The organism is Streptomyces sp. NPDC056231 (assembly GCF_048270745.1).
Lineage (GTDB): Bacteria > Actinomycetota > Actinomycetes > Streptomycetales > Streptomycetaceae > Streptomyces.
Genome location: NZ_JBLVKW010000003.1, coordinates 303,036 through 318,852, shown reverse-complemented (window position 1 = coordinate 318,852; position 15,817 = coordinate 303,036). Strand labels below are relative to the sequence as shown.

Annotated in this window: 15 protein-coding genes, 1 tRNA gene and 2 pseudogenes; 10 read left to right on the top strand and 8 right to left on the bottom strand. The window is 67.7% G+C overall.

What is annotated here, in order from left to right; translation table 11 throughout:
• Positions 1-61 precede the first annotated feature (61 nt).
• A complete protein-coding gene (locus ACNPQM_RS05175) occupies positions 62-529 on the top strand; it encodes a MarR family winged helix-turn-helix transcriptional regulator (protein WP_358856683.1) in 468 nt (155 codons plus the stop codon).
• A gap of 13 nt (positions 530-542) precedes the next feature.
• Here ACNPQM_RS05175 and ACNPQM_RS05170 read toward each other — a convergent pair whose 3' ends face one another.
• Positions 543-890, bottom strand: coding sequence for a winged helix-turn-helix transcriptional regulator (locus tag ACNPQM_RS05170; protein ID WP_358856682.1), 348 nt, complete (start codon positions 888-890; stop codon positions 543-545).
• Between the two features lie 132 nt (positions 891-1,022).
• Here ACNPQM_RS05170 and ACNPQM_RS05165 point away from each other — a divergent pair, with 132 nt between their 5' ends.
• Entirely contained in the window at positions 1,023-1,634 is a 612-nt protein-coding gene (locus ACNPQM_RS05165) for an FMN-dependent NADH-azoreductase (RefSeq protein WP_418082993.1), read from the top strand.
• A 188-nt stretch (positions 1,635-1,822) separates the two neighbouring features.
• Here ACNPQM_RS05165 and ACNPQM_RS05160 read toward each other — a convergent pair.
• From ACNPQM_RS05160 to ACNPQM_RS05150, 3 genes and pseudogenes are all read right to left on the bottom strand, one after another.
• Positions 1,823-1,897, bottom strand: a pseudogene (locus tag ACNPQM_RS05160) (DNA-binding response regulator); the annotation flags it as partial.
• Between the two features lie 247 nt (positions 1,898-2,144).
• Positions 2,145-2,330: pseudogene (locus tag ACNPQM_RS05155) on the bottom strand (histidine kinase dimerization/phosphoacceptor domain-containing protein); the annotation flags it as partial.
• A 711-nt stretch (positions 2,331-3,041) separates the two neighbouring features.
• Positions 3,042-3,124 (bottom strand) — tRNA-Leu (locus tag ACNPQM_RS05150).
• Positions 3,125-3,441: 317 nt separating this feature from the next.
• Between ACNPQM_RS05150 and ACNPQM_RS05145 the strand changes: the two genes are divergently transcribed.
• From ACNPQM_RS05145 to ACNPQM_RS05110, 8 genes are all read left to right on the top strand, one after another.
• Positions 3,442-4,299: an FhaA domain-containing protein gene (locus tag ACNPQM_RS05145; RefSeq protein ID WP_418082992.1), complete on the top strand. Its 858-nt coding sequence runs from the start codon at positions 3,442-3,444 to the stop codon at positions 4,297-4,299.
• A gap of 10 nt (positions 4,300-4,309) precedes the next feature.
• Positions 4,310-4,825 (top strand): FHA domain-containing protein FhaB/FipA, encoded by a 516-nt coding sequence (locus tag ACNPQM_RS05140; protein WP_358856679.1) that lies wholly within the window; start codon positions 4,310-4,312, stop codon positions 4,823-4,825.
• Between the two features lie 129 nt (positions 4,826-4,954).
• Positions 4,955-6,472 (top strand): PP2C family protein-serine/threonine phosphatase, encoded by a 1,518-nt coding sequence (locus ACNPQM_RS05135; RefSeq protein ID WP_418083021.1) that lies wholly within the window; start codon positions 4,955-4,957, stop codon positions 6,470-6,472.
• Between the two features lie 23 nt (positions 6,473-6,495).
• Positions 6,496-7,914, top strand: a complete 1,419-nt coding sequence (locus ACNPQM_RS05130) for an FtsW/RodA/SpoVE family cell cycle protein (protein WP_358856677.1) — start codon at positions 6,496-6,498, stop codon at positions 7,912-7,914.
• Positions 7,911-9,365, top strand: coding sequence for a peptidoglycan D,D-transpeptidase FtsI family protein (locus ACNPQM_RS05125; protein WP_418082991.1), 1,455 nt, complete (start codon positions 7,911-7,913; stop codon positions 9,363-9,365). The genes ACNPQM_RS05130 and ACNPQM_RS05125 overlap by 4 nt, the downstream gene beginning before the upstream one ends.
• Before the next feature lie 167 nt (positions 9,366-9,532).
• The gene (gene pknB, locus ACNPQM_RS05120) at positions 9,533-11,539 is read left to right on the top strand and encodes a Stk1 family PASTA domain-containing Ser/Thr kinase (RefSeq protein WP_418082990.1); all 2,007 of its coding nucleotides are present in this window, start codon (positions 9,533-9,535) and stop codon (positions 11,537-11,539) included.
• 201 nt (positions 11,540-11,740) lie between these two features.
• Complete coding sequence (locus tag ACNPQM_RS05115; protein WP_418082989.1) at positions 11,741-12,448, top strand: hypothetical protein; 708 nt, start codon at positions 11,741-11,743, stop codon at positions 12,446-12,448.
• Positions 12,427-12,807 carry a restriction endonuclease gene (locus ACNPQM_RS05110; protein ID WP_418082988.1) on the top strand — a complete coding sequence of 127 codons (381 nt, stop codon included), beginning with the start codon at positions 12,427-12,429 and terminating at the stop codon, positions 12,805-12,807. The genes ACNPQM_RS05115 and ACNPQM_RS05110 overlap by 22 nt, the downstream gene beginning before the upstream one ends.
• A gap of 102 nt (positions 12,808-12,909) precedes the next feature.
• Here the strand turns inward: ACNPQM_RS05110 and ACNPQM_RS05105 are convergent, their stop codons facing one another.
• The 4 genes from ACNPQM_RS05105 to ACNPQM_RS05090 are packed head-to-tail and all read right to left on the bottom strand — an operon-like array spanning position 12,910 to position 15,816.
• Positions 12,910-13,641 carry a class E sortase gene (locus ACNPQM_RS05105; protein WP_418082987.1) on the bottom strand — a complete coding sequence of 244 codons (732 nt, stop codon included), beginning with the start codon at positions 13,639-13,641 and terminating at the stop codon, positions 12,910-12,912.
• A 26-nt stretch (positions 13,642-13,667) separates the two neighbouring features.
• Positions 13,668-15,002, bottom strand: a complete 1,335-nt coding sequence (locus tag ACNPQM_RS05100; RefSeq protein WP_418082986.1) for a class E sortase — start codon at positions 15,000-15,002, stop codon at positions 13,668-13,670.
• A complete protein-coding gene (locus ACNPQM_RS05095) occupies positions 14,999-15,637 on the bottom strand; it encodes an aminodeoxychorismate/anthranilate synthase component II (RefSeq protein ID WP_418082985.1) in 639 nt (212 codons plus the stop codon). The genes ACNPQM_RS05100 and ACNPQM_RS05095 overlap by 4 nt, the downstream gene beginning before the upstream one ends.
• Positions 15,634-15,816 (bottom strand): hypothetical protein, encoded by a 183-nt coding sequence (locus ACNPQM_RS05090; protein ID WP_358856667.1) that lies wholly within the window; start codon positions 15,814-15,816, stop codon positions 15,634-15,636. The genes ACNPQM_RS05095 and ACNPQM_RS05090 overlap by 4 nt, the downstream gene beginning before the upstream one ends.
• Between the last annotated feature and the right edge of the window lies 1 nt (position 15,817).

Sequence of the window (15,817 nt, the reverse complement as noted above, 5' to 3'; positions counted from 1 at the left end):
TGGCTTTTACAACTCTTCTATCCGTTGTACTATACAACTGAACATTCGGAAAGGTGAGACCGTGCCAGACACCGCCGGGGAACGTGAAGAGTCGCTGAACGTCATCGAGCGCGAGCTGACGGCGTTCGCTCGCCGGGCGCGCGCCACCGCGGCCCGCCTCCATCCGGAGCTGTCACTGGTCTCATACACACTGCTGTCGCACATCGACGACCAGCAGGGCTGCCGCGCAACGGATCTGGCCGCGCACTACATGCTCGACAAATCGACGGTCAGCCGGCAGATCGCCACCCTGGAGAAGCTCGGCCTGGTAGAGCGCCACCCGGACCCCACGGACCACCGGATCCAGGTGCTGCACCCCACGGAGGCCGGAACCCAGGCCCTCGCCTCGACACAGGCCAGCCGTCACGCGGCCTACCAGCAGCGCCTCTCACAGTGGACCGCGGACGATCTCGCGCGGTTCGCCGAATATCTGCTGCGCTACAACGCGTCGGGCGGGACGAACACCCCGGGCGCGGGCACGCCCCGGTAACCGCCGGGAGCCGTCAGCAGCCGCCCTCGCCGGCCACGAGGTACGTCTGCGCCCAGAGCGCCAGCTCCTTGAGGGCAGGCTCCATCGCGGCACCGGCTCGCGTCAGCCGGTACGAGACCCGCAGCGGCGGACCCTCGTCGACATCACGCACCACCAGCCCGGCCGCACCGAGTTCGGTCAGCCGGTCCGAGAGCATGCGCTCGCTGATGCCCGGAATCGCCCGCCGCAGATCCGCGAAGTGCACCGGCTGCTGCAGAAGCACGGAGACGATCGGGCCCGTCCAGCGCTTCCCGAACAACTCGAAGACGCGCGTGATGCTCACGTCGACCCGTCGACACGCCTGCTCACTGTGCTCCGCCATACACCCAGGGTACTGCGTCACCGTGAGGTGCTTATGATTAGTAAGCCCCTATGTTATTACTAGGTGCGTACGAAAAAGATGCCCTGCATCCCCAGCCGGGCACCGCTCTCTCAATATCCGTGGAGATCCCCCATGACCACGCTTCTGCACCTCGACTCCGCCGTATTCCCGCAGGGCTCCGCATCGCGCGAGGTCACCGCCGCCTTCGTCAAGACCTGGCTCGAGCAGCACCCGGACGGACAGGTTGTCTACCGCGACCTCGCTGCGAACCCGCTGCCCCACCTGGACGCCGCAGCGGCAGCCGCCGGCGCCGAGGACCCACTGCGCAGCGAGCTCGCCGCCGAGCTGGAAGCCGCGGATGCCGTCCTGATCGGCGCCCCTATGTACAACTTCAGCATCCCGTCGACCCTGAAGGCCTGGCTCGACCAGGTGATCATCGTCGGACGCAACGTGGGCCCCGACAGCCCGGTGGCGGGCACCCCGATCACCGTCGTCGCCAGCCGCGGCGGCTCGTACGCCCCCGGCACCCCGCGCGAGGACTCCGAGTTCGTCCAGAACTACCTGGAGAAGCTGCTGACGAGCATGTTCGGCGCCGAGGTCGACTTCATCGTCCCGGAGCTGACGCTGGCCCACTCCCAGCCCGCGATGGCCGAACTCATCCCGCTCGCCGAGGCCTCCCGCGCCAGGGCGTTCACCGAGGCCACGGAGAAGGCCAAGGCTCTCGCCGCGCGTCTCGCCGCCTGAGCCGCGGCACGACGGAAATCCGGCCGGGGCCCGCGGGGATCGGACACTCCCGCGAGCCCCGGCTCGTCGTCGCACGGGGACACACAAGCACCCCGCCACACAGAAACGCCCGACTTCCCGGAACGCCCTGAACCGGACGTTTCACGTGAAACAAAGCCCAGCGTTCCAAAGCCTCCAGGGCGCGCCTGCAGCCCCGCATCCCTCGCCAACAGCGCAGCCTGCACCCGGTTCTCGCACCTCAGCCTCGCCGGGATCCGGCTCATAGCGCAGCTCGACCGTGATGGCCGCGCCCGGTGCGTGCTTGTACGCACTGGTCAGTGCCTCCTGGACGATGCGGTACGCCGCATGGTCCGAGGCAGCCGCGAGCGCCCGGCTCTCCCCTGTACGACGGAGCTCCACAGCGCTTCCGGCGGCCCGCGCCGCCTCCGTCAGCTCCTCGATGCCCGCGATCCCCCGTGCCGCCCGCTGCCCGTCCTCGCCGCGCCCGGGTCCCGGCACGTCGTCCCGCAGAATCCCGACGACTTCCCGCAGCTCGTGCATGGCACAGACCGACGCACCACGCAGCACACCGACCGCCTCACGCTGCCGCACCGTCAGCTCCGGGTCGACCTCCAGTGCCCCCGTATGGACAGAGATCAGCGCCAGTTGGTGACCCAGGCTGTCGTGCATGTCCTGAACGATCCGCTGGCGCTCCATGAGCCGCGCCTGCCCAACGATCATGGCCCGCTCTCGGATCAGCTGTGCATTGCGCTCCTGAAGGGCGTGCAGCAGGGTCCGGCGCTGCGTCCGGTACCGGCTGGCGAGACCGGGCACGAGCGTCGTCGCCAAGAAGTAGAGGGTGGTGAACAACACCTGGGTCAGCGGCCGCAGCCCCGGCCAGGTCATCGCAACGGTCACACCCACGTAGAGGACGCATGAGGCGGTGAACGCCCCCAACGCCCGCCCTGCCCCGGCGATCCGGCGCCCGGAACTCCACGCCACCACCATCAGCAGCAACGCGAATCCGCCGGAGAGCCCGGCCAGGGCCGACGTCACCACCAGCACGCTCACGGGCAGCCGACGCCTGAGCAGCGACAGCACCACGACCATGGACCGCACCACGCACAGCCGCACTTCCCCGCCGCGCAGCAGCTCTTCCGTCCCCGCGGCCAGCAGCCCGAGCACCACGGCCAGCACGGCCTCCCCGGCCGTCCTGCGGCGGGACCACAGCTCCGGCGCCGCACACCACTGCCAGCCGGCCCGGAGTTTCGAGATCGCGTACACGCCCCGCACCCTAGGCAGCCCTTCGCACACGCGACGCCTTTCTTTCGTTGCGCCCGCGCACGACGAAAGCCGCCCCGCCGCCGACACCCTCGTCCGGGAACGAAGAAGCCCCACAGGCCGTTGGCCTGTGGGGCTTCTCTCTTGTGCGCGAGGGGGGATTTGAACCCCCACGTCCCTAAGGACACTGGCACCTGAAGCCAGCGCGTCTGCCGTTCCGCCACTCGCGCATGAGTGGTGTTTCCAGACTCTCTCACCTGTTGGTGCGAGCGCCTGGCGACATCCGGAAGATTAGCACGCTGGACAGGGTGGATTCACATCCGTTGTTTTGCCGGCCGTATGACGGGAAGCGGGAACGCGATGCGGTCACCCCCACTCCTCCTATGCACACCGCAGGTGCGGGACACTGTGAGGAGCGGTCACCTCTACGATCCGTGTGAGGGGTGACACTCATCCACTGGGCAGACAAGGGGAACCAGCCGATTTCCCGACGCGTGGATACGATCAGTAAGCAGTACAGGGACGAGAACACCGGAGGAGGTGCCCCATGGGAGTCATGAAGCGTTTCGAGCAGCGTCTCGAAGGTCTGGTCAACGGCACCTTCGCCAAGGTGTTCAAGTCCGAGGTCCAGCCGGTCGAGATCGCGGGTGCCCTCCAGCGCGAGTGCGACAACAACGCAACAATCTGGAACCGCGAGCGGACCGTCGTCCCCAACGACTTCATCGTCGAGCTCAGCGCCCCGGACTACGAGCGCCTGAGCCCGTACTCCGGCCAGCTCGGCGACGAGCTCTCCGGTCTGGTCCGGGACTACGCCAAGCAGCAGCGCTACACCTTCATGGGACCGATCAAGGTTCATCTGGAGAAGGCGGAGGACCTCGACACCGGGCTCTACCGCGTGCGCAGCCGCACCCTTGCTTCGAGCTCCTCGCAGCAGGGCCAGCAGGCTCCACCGGGCCAGCCCGGCCACGGGCGCCCCGCCGCCCCGCAGCCCACCGGCGGCTACGGCTATCCCCCCAGCTCCGTCCCGCCCATGCCCGCGGCCCCGCCGCCGGGCAGCGGCCGTCCCGGAGCACCCACCACCGACCGGCGCCCGCCGGCGACGCCCAGCCCCATGCCGGGCGCGCAGGTACGACGTTGGATCGAGATCAACGGCACCCGCCATCAGATCTCCCGCCCGACGCTGGTGCTGGGACGCAGCACCGACGCCGACGTGCGGATCGACGACCCCGGCGTATCGCGCCGGCACTGTGAGATCCGGACCGGAACGCCCTCGACGATCCAGGATCTCGGGTCTACCAACGGCATCGTGGTAGACGGGCAGCACACCACCCGCGCTACGCTCCGCGACGGCTCGCGGATCGTCGTGGGCAGCACCACCATCGTTTACCGGCAAGCCGAAGGGTGAAGCGGGGGCAATGTCAGAGCTGACCCTGACGGTCATGCGGCTAGGTTTCCTGGCTGTTCTGTGGCTGTTCGTCATCGTGGCCGTTCAGGTCATCCGCAGCGACCTGTTCGGTACGCGCGTCACGCAGCGCGGCTCACGCCGCAGCGCAGGCGACACGCGACCGCAACAGGCACGCCAAACCGCCGCGGCACCGCCGCAGCAACGCCAGCAGCCCGGCCGCCAGCGCCGTGGGGCACCCACAAAACTGGTCGTCTCCGAGGGCACCCTCACCGGCACCACGGTGGCGCTCCAGGGACAGACCATCACCCTGGGCCGGGCGCACGATTCAACGATCGTGCTGGACGACGACTACGCGTCCAGCAGGCATGCCAGGATCTACCCCGACCGTGACGGCCAGTGGATCGTCGAGGATCTCGGGTCCACCAATGGCACGTATCTCGACCGGACCCGCCTCACCACCCCGACGCCTGTTCCGCTGGGCGCGCCGATCCGGATCGGCAAGACCGTCATCGAGCTGCGGAAGTAGTACGACAATGAGCGAGCGGAGCGAGCGGGCCGGAGCGGTCCGGGCAACGGACCCGGCCCTGCTCCCGACCGGAGGGTGGGCAGTGTGGCGCGAGACCGGCTGTACCCCGAGCCGACGGGCGAGGTGCGCATGAGTCTGTCCCTGCGCTTCGCCGCCGGATCGCACAAGGGCATGATCCGGGAGGGCAACGAGGACTCCGGCTACGCCGGTCCGCGCCTTCTCGCCATCGCCGACGGCATGGGCGGCCAGGCGGCCGGTGAGGTCGCCAGTTCCGAGGTGATCTCCACGCTCGTCCAGCTCGACGACGACGTGCCCGGCTCGGACATCCTCACCTCGCTCGGTGCGGCGGTCCAGCGGGCCAACGACCAGCTGCGCATGATGGTCGAGGAGGACCCCCAGCTGGAGGGCATGGGCACCACGCTCACCGCTCTGCTCTGGACCGGTCAGCGCCTCGGCCTGGTCCACGTCGGCGACTCCCGTGCGTACCTGCTGCGCGACGGTGTGCTGACCCAGATCACGCAGGACCACACCTGGGTCCAGCGGCTGGTCGACGAGGGCCGCATCACCGAGGAAGAAGCCACCACCCACCCGCAGCGCTCCCTGCTGATGCGCGCGCTGGGCAGCGGCGACCACGTCGAACCCGACCTCTCCATCCGTGAGGTACGGGTCGGCGACCGCTATCTGATCTGCTCCGACGGGCTCTCCGGCGTCGTCTCGCACCAGACGATGGAGGAGACCCTCGCCAGCTACCAGGGCCCGCACGAGACGATCCAGGAGCTCATTCAGCTCGCTCTGCGCGGCGGCGGCCCGGACAACATCACCTGCATCGTCGCCGACGTCCTCGACGTCGACAGCAACGACACCCTGGCCGGGCAGCTCAACGACACCCCGGTCGTCGTCGGCGCGGTCGCCGAGAACCAGTCCGCCCAGCTGAACGACGGCGACGCCATGACCACCCCGGCCGGCCGGGCGGCCGGTCTCGGCCGCCCCGTCCCGCCGCCCGCGGGCGGCTTCGGCCCGCCCGGAAGCGGTGACGGCCTCGGCTACGGCGAAATGCCGGACGGCTCCTTCGACGCGTACACCGACGACGACTTCGCCAAGCCCGGCGGCGGCCGCAAGTGGCTGAAGCGTTCGTTCTACATCGTGCTCACGCTGGCCGTCATCGGTGGTGGTGTGTACGGCGGTTACCGCTGGACCCAGAACCAGTTCTTCGTAGGCGCGAAGAACGATCACGTCGCGCTGTACCGCGGCATCAGCCAGGACCTCGCATGGGTCTCGCTCTCGAAGGTCGAGAAGGACCACCCCGAGATCGAACTCAAGTACCTCCCGCCCTACCAGCGCAAGCAGGTCAAGGCGACCATCGCCGAAGGCAATCTGGCCGACGCCCGCGAGAAGATCAGCGAGCTCTCGACCCAGGCGTCCGCATGCAAGAAGGACGCACAGCGCCGCGCGGCCGAGGCCACGAGCAAGGCCGGCGCCGCCGAGGGTGAGGCCGGCGGCACGGGCTCGGGCCTCTCGAAGACGTCCACCGGGTCCGGCACCACGTCCACCGCCACCAAGACCAAGCCGACCACAGCGACTCCCACTCCCGGCCCCAGCCTCTCGGAGGAAGAGACGAAGCTGGTCCCGCAGTGCGGTAAGCAGTAAAGCCGTAGGGGGCCTTCAGCACCATGAGCGTTGTCACCAACACGACCACGATCGGCGCGATCGACGCACCGAGCCGTCGCAACACCGAGCTGGGCCTGATGGTCTTCGCCATCGGTATCTCGGTGTTCGCGTACGCCAATGTGGGCCTTGCCATGGACGGCACACTGCCTTCCAGCATGCTCGGATACGGGCTCGGCCTGCTTCTGCTCGGCGGCGTCGCCCACCTCGTGGTGCGCAAGTTCGCTCCGTACGCGGACCCGCTGCTGCTGCCACTGGCGACCCTGCTCAACGGGCTGGGGCTGGTGCTGATCTGGCGGCTGGACAAGTCACCGAGGCTGATCCATCGGGCCGAGACGCTATTCGGCGCCTTCACCCCCGACGCTCCCAAGCAGCTGATGTACTCCGCGATCGGCGTCGCCCTGTTCGTCACCGTACTGATGGTGCTCAAGGACCACCGCATCCTGCAGCGCTACACGTACATCTCCATGGCCGTGGCGCTGGTACTGCTGATCCTGCCGATGTTCTTCCCGGCGGTGAACGGCGCCAAGATCTGGATCAGTCTCGGCCCGTTCTCCATCCAGCCCGGCGAGTTCGCCAAGATCATCATCGCGGTGTTCTTCTCCGGCTATCTGATGGTGAAGCGCGACGCCCTGGCCCTCGCCAGCCGCCGCTTCATGGGCCTGTACCTGCCCCGCGGCCGCGACCTCGGACCGATCCTCGTGATCTGGGGACTGTCGATCCTGATCCTGGTCTTCGAGACCGACCTCGGTACGTCTCTGCTGTTCTTCGGTCTCTTCGTGATCATGCTGTACGTCGCCACGGAACGGACCAGCTGGATCGTTTTCGGTCTGCTGATGTCCGCAGTCGGCGCGGTCGGCGTTGCCACCTTCGAGCCGCACGTCCAGTCCCGTGTGAACGCCTGGTTGGACCCGTTCGCGTGCTACACGACGGACAAGAGCGGCGCCTGCGAACAGATCGCCAACGCCATCATGTCCTTCGGTTCCGGCGGCACCCTCGGCACCGGCTGGGGCCAGGGCAACTCCGATCTGATCGGCTTCGCCGCCAACGCCGACTTCGTCCTCTCCACCGTCGGTGAAGAGCTCGGTCTCGCCGGAATGATGGCCGTCCTGCTGATCTACGGCCTGATCGTCGAGCGCGGTGTCCGCACCGCTCTCGCCGCCCGCGACCCGTTCGGGAAGCTCCTCGCGATCGGTCTCTCCGGCGCCTTCGCCATCCAGGTGTTCGTCGTCGCCGGCGGTGTCATGGGTCTCATCCCGCTGACTGGTATGACGATGCCGTTCCTCGCGGCCGGTGGTTCGTCCGTGATCGCCAACTGGGCCCTGATCGGCATCCTGATCCGGATCAGCGACACCGCACGCCGCCCCGCACCGGCCCCCGCCCCGTCCTCCGACGCCGAGATGACCCAGGTGGTCCGACCGTGAACAAGCCCCTGCGCCGGATCGCGATCTTCTGCGGTGTCCTCATCCTCGCCCTGCTCGTGCGGACCAACTATCTCCAGTACGTCCGCGCCGACGAGCTGAACACCCGCGACGAGAACCGCCGCGTCCGCATCGAGCGGTACGCTCACGAACGCGGCAACATCATCGTCGACGGCAGCCCCGTGACCAGCTCGGTCGAGACCAAGGACAGCGACTTCAAGTACAAGCGGGCCTGGAAGAACGGCCCCATGTGGGCGCCCGTCACCGGCTATTCGTCGCAGGCCTTCGACGCCTCACAGCTCGAGAGCATTGAGGACGGCATCCTCACCGGCAACGACGACCAGCTCTTCTTCGACCGCACCCTGTCGATGTTCACGGGCGAGAAAAAGCAGGGCGGCAACGTCGTCACCACCCTCAACGCCGCCGCCCAGAAGGCCGCCTTCCAGGGGCTGGGCAACAAGAAGGGTGCTGTCGCCGCGCTCGACCCGCAGACCGGCGCGATCCTGGCCCTCGCCAGCACCCCCTCGTACGACCCCTCGACCTTCGCGGGCAACTCCAACGCGGACACCGAGGCGTGGCAGAAGCTCCTGAAGGACAAGGACAAGCCGATGCTCAACCGGGCATTGCGCGAGACCTACCCGCCCGGCTCGACGTTCAAGGTCGTCACCGCCGCCGCCGCCCTGGAGAACGGCCTCTACACCGACATCGACGCCAAGACGGACTCCCCGCTGCCCTACAAGCTTCCGCAGTCGACCACCGTCCTGCAGAACGAGGGCAACATCCCGTGCGAGAACGCCTCGCTCCGGGAAGCGCTGCGGATGTCCTGCAACACCGTCTTCGGCAAAATCAGCGACGACCTGGGCAACCAGAAGATGATGGACGAGGCCGCCAAGTTCGGCTTCAACAAGGAGATCTTCACCCCGGTCCGCGCCGACGCGAGCATCTACCCCAAGGACAACCGGCCGCAGAACGCCATGGCGGGCATCGGCCAGGCATCCAACCGCGCCACCCCGCTCCAGATGGCCATGGTCGCCGCCGCAGTCGCCAACGACGGCAAGCTCATGCAGCCGTACATGGTCGCCGAGCGGCAGACGCCCAACCTCGACCCGATCTACACCCACGAGAAAGAAGAGCTCGGCCGGCCTCTCTCGGGCGAGAACGCGCAGAAGCTCCAGCAGATGATGGAGACCGTCGTCAAGAGCGGCACGGGAACCAGGGCCCTCATCGACGGCGTCACTGTCGGCGGCAAGACCGGTACCGCCCAGCACGGTCTGAACAACAGCGAGAAGCCGTACGCCTGGTTCATCTCGTACGCGAAGACCAGCAGCGGCTCGCCCGTCGCCGTGGCCGTGGTGGTCGAGGACAGCAATGCCAACCGGGACGACGTCTCCGGCGGCGGCCTCGCCGCTCCGATCGCCAAGGCTGTGATGGAGGCGGTCATCAACAAGAGGTGACGCCCATCACATGGGTGGCCATGCCTGCACACTGGGATACCGGTCAGATATCAGCTCACGGCTGTGGGCCGATCAGGTAGCGCGTGGCCGGTACCGTATGCGCGAGCAGCACACCGCCGGACCACACACCGGTGCGGTCGGGACTGACGGAGAGGGCTGGAACAGTTATGGAAGAGCCGCGTCGCCTCGGCGGCCGGTACGAGCTGGGCTCGGTGCTCGGCCGTGGTGGCATGGCCGAGGTCTACCTCGCGCACGACACCCGGCTCGGCCGCACCGTCGCTGTGAAGACGCTGCGGACCGATCTCGCCCGCGACCCGTCCTTCCAGGCCCGGTTCCGCCGTGAGGCCCAGTCCGCCGCCTCGCTCAATCACCCGGCGATCGTCGCCGTCTACGACACCGGCGAGGACTACGTCGACGGTGTCTCCATCCCGTACATCGTGATGGAGTACGTCGACGGCTCGACGCTCAGAGAACTTCTGCACTCCGGCCGCAAACTGCTGCCCGAGCGCACCCTCGAGATGACGGTCGGGATCCTCCAGGCGCTGGAGTACTCGCACCGCGCGGGCATCGTCCACCGCGACATCAAGCCGGCGAACGTCATGCTGACGCGCACCGGCCAGGTCAAGGTCATGGACTTCGGTATCGCCCGTGCCATGGGCGACTCCGGCATGACGATGACCCAGACCTCGGCCGTCATCGGCACCGCCCAGTACCTCTCCCCGGAGCAGGCCAAGGGCGAGCAGGTCGATGCGCGCTCCGACCTGTACTCGACCGGCTGTCTGCTCTATGAGCTGCTGACCGTCCGACCGCCGTTCGTCGGTGACTCGCCCGTCGCGGTCGCCTACCAGCACGTGCGGGAAGAGCCGCAGCCCCCCAGCACCTTCGACCCCGAGATCACGCCCGAAATGGACGCGATCGTGTTGAAGGCCCTGGTCAAGGACCCGGACTACCGCTACCAGTCGGCCGACGAGATGCGAGCCGACATCGAGGCCTGCCTCGACGGCCAGCCGGTCGCCGCGACCGCGGCCATGGGAGCGGCCGGTTACGGCGGCTACGACGGGTACGGCAACGACCAGCCCACCACCGCGCTGCGCGCAGCCGACCCGAACGGCGCCCAGACCTCCATGCTGCCCCCGGTCAATCCGGACGACGGCGGCTACGGATACGACGAGCGCCCGGACCGCCGCCGCCAGAAGAAGAACAACACCTCGACGATCCTGCTGATCGTCGCGGGCATCCTGGTGCTGATCGGCGCGATCCTGATCGGCAAGTCCGTCTTCGGCGGCGACAACAGCAACGACGGCAAGGTCGACGTGCCGAACATGGTCGGTTCGACCGTGGCAGAGGCGGAGGAACTCGCGAAGAACGCCGTTGTCCACGTCAAGGTCGAGGCGCGCAAACCCTGCGAGACCCAGCCCAAGGGCAAGATCTGCAGCCAGACGCCCAAGGACGGCACGATGGCGGAGAACGACACCGTCAGGGTCGTCGTCTCCACCGGTGCGGCGAAGGTCGAGGTCCCGGACGTCACGAAGCAGTCCGAGGAGAACGCCCGCAAGACTCTGGAAGAAAAGGGCTTCTCGGTGAAGGTCGTCACGACCGAGTCCTCCACCGCGGAACCCAACACCGTACTCGACCAGATGCCCAAGGCCGGCGCGAAGGCCGAGCGGGAGTCCGAGGTCACGATCACGGTCGCCAGGCAGGCCACCCAGGACCTTCCCAACGTGATCGGCAGGTCGTACGAGGCCGCAGTAGCGCAGCTCAACGGCAACGGCTTCCAGAAGGTCTCACGAACGGATAAGGACTCGGAGAAGCCTGCGGGTGAGGTCATCGATCAGACCCCGACCGGCGGCAAGCAGCCGCTGGACACCCAAATTGTGCTGACGGTCTCCAAGGGCCCGACGCAGCCGGCCACGGTCCCGATTCCCGAAGTCAGGGGCAGCACGGTCGCCCAGGCCAAGCAGGCTCTGGCCGAGAAGGGCTTCACTCAAATCCAGTTCGCGCAAGACAGCTCTCCTGACGACAACGCCAGGGTCGTCAACATCGATCCACAGCCGGGCACCCCGGCCGACCCCGCATCCACCGTCATCACCCTCACCACGATGGGTGGCAACGGAAACGGCAACGGCAACGGCAACGGCAATATTTTCGGCGGTCCGTCGGGTTCACATAACTGACACCGCACCGAACGAACGTGAAGGGCCCCGGCCACCGAAACGGTGACCGGGGCCCTTCGCTGTGCCTGCCGCAACGCATCTCCCGCATACCGCGCATGTGGCTGCAAACCGATCGTGTCTTCATATGTCCTGACTCGTTGACGGGATAGGGCGGGGCATCGGACTCCGGCCGCGCAGACGGTTACGCGAAGGGGAAAGGGAATGATCAACGAGGTCGCCCTGGTGGAATCACAGGCGCTGCGTCAGAGCTTCACCGAGCGGACGGAGGCACTCGACCGAGTCAAAGCGCTGTCCCTGCTGCCGGACGGCATGCACGTGACCACTGCCATGGTCGCTGTCTACTTCGAGGTGGCGGAAACCGTCATCAACAACCTCCTCAGCCGTCATCGAGAAGAGCTCGAATCGAATGGCCTGAGGGTGATCCGGGGCGCTGAGCTGCAGAAATTTAAGGAACTCACCCTGAGTTCCTGTCCGCGGAGTTATCCACAGCCCCGTTCGAGCATGGCTCTTTGGCCCCGGCGGACCGTCCTGAACGTCGCCATGCTGCTCCGGGACAGTGAGGTGGCACAGCGCGTCCGTACGTATCTGCTCGACGTCGAGCACACCTCCCGGACGCACCCGGTCGTGAATGCCCCGCGACGTGACAGCGACGTCGAATCACTCGACGCCCGCGCATCACGCGACTCAGCGAGGAGAGCTTCACCCGTCTCCTCGGCACCACCGTCGTCCCCATACTCAACGCCCTCATCGAGACCTCCGGCGAGCAGCAGCGAGAACTCATCAGCCTCCGCGAGAACGTCCAGCAGATCGAGGAGAGGCTCCTCCGGCACGGCATCCAGCTGGGCCGTCTTCAGCACGCGCAGGAGCAGCGGGCCCTCGCCGGAGTCATGGCCTCCATCGACGCGATGAACTGGCGGGAGTTCGAGCAACACATCGCCGGACTGCTGCGTCGGGATGACTGCACCGACGTCCAGGTTCACGGCGGAAGCGGCGACCGCGGCGCCGACATCACCGCGTACACCGCTGACGGTCGGCGACTCGTCGTCCAGTGCAAGAACTTCGCGCCGTACCGCTCGGTGTGGAGCGGCGAGATGCAGAAATTCGTCGGCATCAAGACGCTGCACCAGGCGGACGTAGCGGTGTACGTGGCGACCTGCCCGTTCTCCCGCGAGGCGCTCGACATCGCTGTCCAGGTTGGTGTCACAGCAGTCCACCGCGGACTGCTGGAAGCCTGGAGCGCGGGCGCAACGCTGCAGGTTCTGCGCTAGTCACACGGGATGCCGAAGGGCCCGAAGTCGCAAGGGAAAGTTGCGGCTTCGGGCCCAGCTCATACTGACACCTCGTGACTGCCCTCCTTGAGGACAGTCACGTCAACGCAGCTCCGCCGGCTTCGTACGGTCCTTGTCCACCTTCTCCGTACGCACCAGTTCACCCCACACGATGTAGCGGTACTTCGACGTATAGACCGGCGTGCAGGTCGTCAACGTGATGTAGCGGCCGGGCTTCTTCGCTCCCGATCCCTTCGGCACCGCCTGCAGCACGTCGACGTTGTACTTCGACGTCTCGGGAAGCTCCTTGAAGACCTTGTAGACGTACCAGGTGTCCTTGGTCTCGAAGACGACGGCGTCGCCCGTCTTCACCTTGTCGATGTTGTGGAACTTCGCCCCGTGCCCGTCGCGGTGCGCCGCCAGCGTGAAGTTGCCCTGCTTGTCCCAGGGGAGAGCCGACTTCACCGGGTCCGTGTAGTAGCCGGCGATGCCGTCGTTGAGGTTCTTGGTGTCGGTGCCCTTCTTGACGAGCACCTCGCCGTTCTTCATCGCGGGTACGTGCAGGAAGCCGATGCCGTCCTTGGTGTCGAGGGCCCCGGGTCCCCCGGCCCAGCGGTCGCGCACGGTGTGGCCCTGCTTCTCGGCCTCGCGGTCGGCGAGCACATTCGTCCACCACAGGGAGTAGACGACGAAGAGGCCCAGCACCAGGCCCGCGGTGATCAGCAGCTCACCGAAGACACTCACCGCGGTCGCAACGAGATGGCGGTCCCTGCGCCGCACCGGAGGCGCGGACTCGTCGGTCTGCTCGTCCTGCTGCTGGGTCCTCGCTGCCACCGCACCCGTCCCTGTCGTGATGAAGTTCAGCCGACGAGCGCGTCGGGCTTCCCCTTGCTGCGCGGCCGTTCGTCGACCATCTTGCCCCAGACGATCAGCCGGTACGTACTTGTGAATTCAGGCGTACAAGTCGTCAGCGTGATGTAGCGGCCGGGTTTGGTGAAGCCCGAACCGGGCGGCACCGGGGTGATCACCGAGACATTGGACGGAGACGTCTGAGGAAGGACGCTGGTCATCTCGTACGTGTAGTACGCATCCTGCGTCTCGACCACGATCGGGTCCCCCTTGCGCAGCCGGTTGATGTAGCGGAACGGTTCTCCGTGGGTGTTCCGGTGACCGGCCAGCGCGAAGTTGCCCTGCGCGGCCGACGGCATCGCCGTCTTGAGTGCGCCCTCGCCGTAGTGACCGACCATGCCGCGGTCCAGGACCTGCTCCTTGCTGATGCCCTCGGCGATCGGGGCGACCACGTCCAGCTTCGGGATGTGGATGATGGCGAAGCCCTGCCCCGGCTCGAACGCCCCGGGCTTGCGGCCCTGCGCCCAACCATCCTGGATCTTGTGCGTCTCTTTACCGGCGATCTGGTCGGCACGCACATTCGTCCACCACAGCTGGTACGTGACGAACAGCAGCATCAGCACGCCGAGCGAGATGAACAGCTCGCCGACGACCCGGCTGGCGACCACGGCCGGGCTGTCCTTGGCCGCGCGGGCGGCCCGCCGCGCCTCGACGCGGGACAGCGGACGCCCCTCCGGTGTCACCGCCGACCGGGTCCCCGGCTGCGGCTCGGCGCGACGGCGGCCGCGCCCCTTGGCGGCGCGCCGTCGCTCGGCCCGGCCTCCGGTGGGCGGTGCCGTACGCGATTCGAGTTCTGTGGTCTCCGGACCGGGGTCTTGAGCGGCGGCAGGCTCCGTGTCGTACCCCGGCTCTGCTTGCCGTGCCGGAGCCGGCACCGCCCGGTCGGCCAGGCGCCGGGGGTCCGCCGCCCGCAGACCGATCGCCTCGTCGTCACGGGGGAGCGGCGGCGCGGGCTGAGGCGCCGCGACAGGCTCCTGCTGCCCGTACCAGTCCCGCTCGTAACCCTCGGGGTCGTACCACTCACGCGGCGTCCCCTGAGGCCCCTGCGCCCCTTGTGGCGCCTGCACGTGGCCTTCCCACTGCCGGCCCTGCGCCGCCCCGGTGCCCGCCGTCTCCGCCGGAATGCTCTCCGCCCGGAACCACGGTGCGTGCTGCCCCGGCAACGGATCGTTCAGCGGGTCTGCCAGCTGGTCGACTGCCGCCTCGAACGCACCCGTGGCCTCGTACGCTCGTTGCTCGTACGGGCCTTCCTCACCGGTGTCGTGCTCGGGGCGGGGTGCGGTCACGCGACAGCCTTGCCCACCACCGGCGCGAGCCCCTCCGACCTCGCGACAGCTCCCGTATCCCCGCACCGCACCAGCCAGTTGGCCAGCATCAGATGGCCGTGCTCGGTCAGGACCGACTCCGGATGGAACTGCACACCCTCCACCGGCAGTTCGCGATGGCGCAGCCCCATGATGATGCCGTCGGCCGTGCGCGCCGTGACCTCCAACTCCTGCGGGATCGTCTCCGGTTCAGCGGCGAGCGAGTGGTAGCGGGTAGCGGTGAACGGGGACGGCAGCCCGGCGAAAACACCCTGGCCCTCGTGCGTCACCGGCGACGTCTTGCCATGCAGCAGCTCGGGAGCACGGTCCACCACACCGCCGTACGCCACGGCCATCGACTGCATGCCGAGGCAGACGCCGAAGACCGGGACGCCGGTCGCCGCGCAGTGGCGCACCATCTCGACGCAGACGCCCGCCTGCTCCGGGGTCCCGGGGCCGGGCGAGAGCAGAACGCCGTCGAAGCCGTCCTGGGCGTGTGCCGTGGTCACCTCGTCGTTGCGCAGGACCTCGCACTCGGCGCCGAGCTGGTAGAGGTACTGGACGAGGTTGAAGACAAAGCTGTCGTAGTTGTCGACGACAAGGACGCGGGCGCTCACCGGCCGGTCCCCGTTCCGCTCGTGCCGTCGACCGTCACGTCGCCGAACGGAAGCAGCGGCTCGGCCCACGGGAAGACGTACTGGAAAAGCACATAGACGACGGCGAGTGCCAGTACGAGCGAGATGAGCCCGCGCACCCACGCATTGCCCGGCAGATGCCGCCAGATCCAGCCGTACATG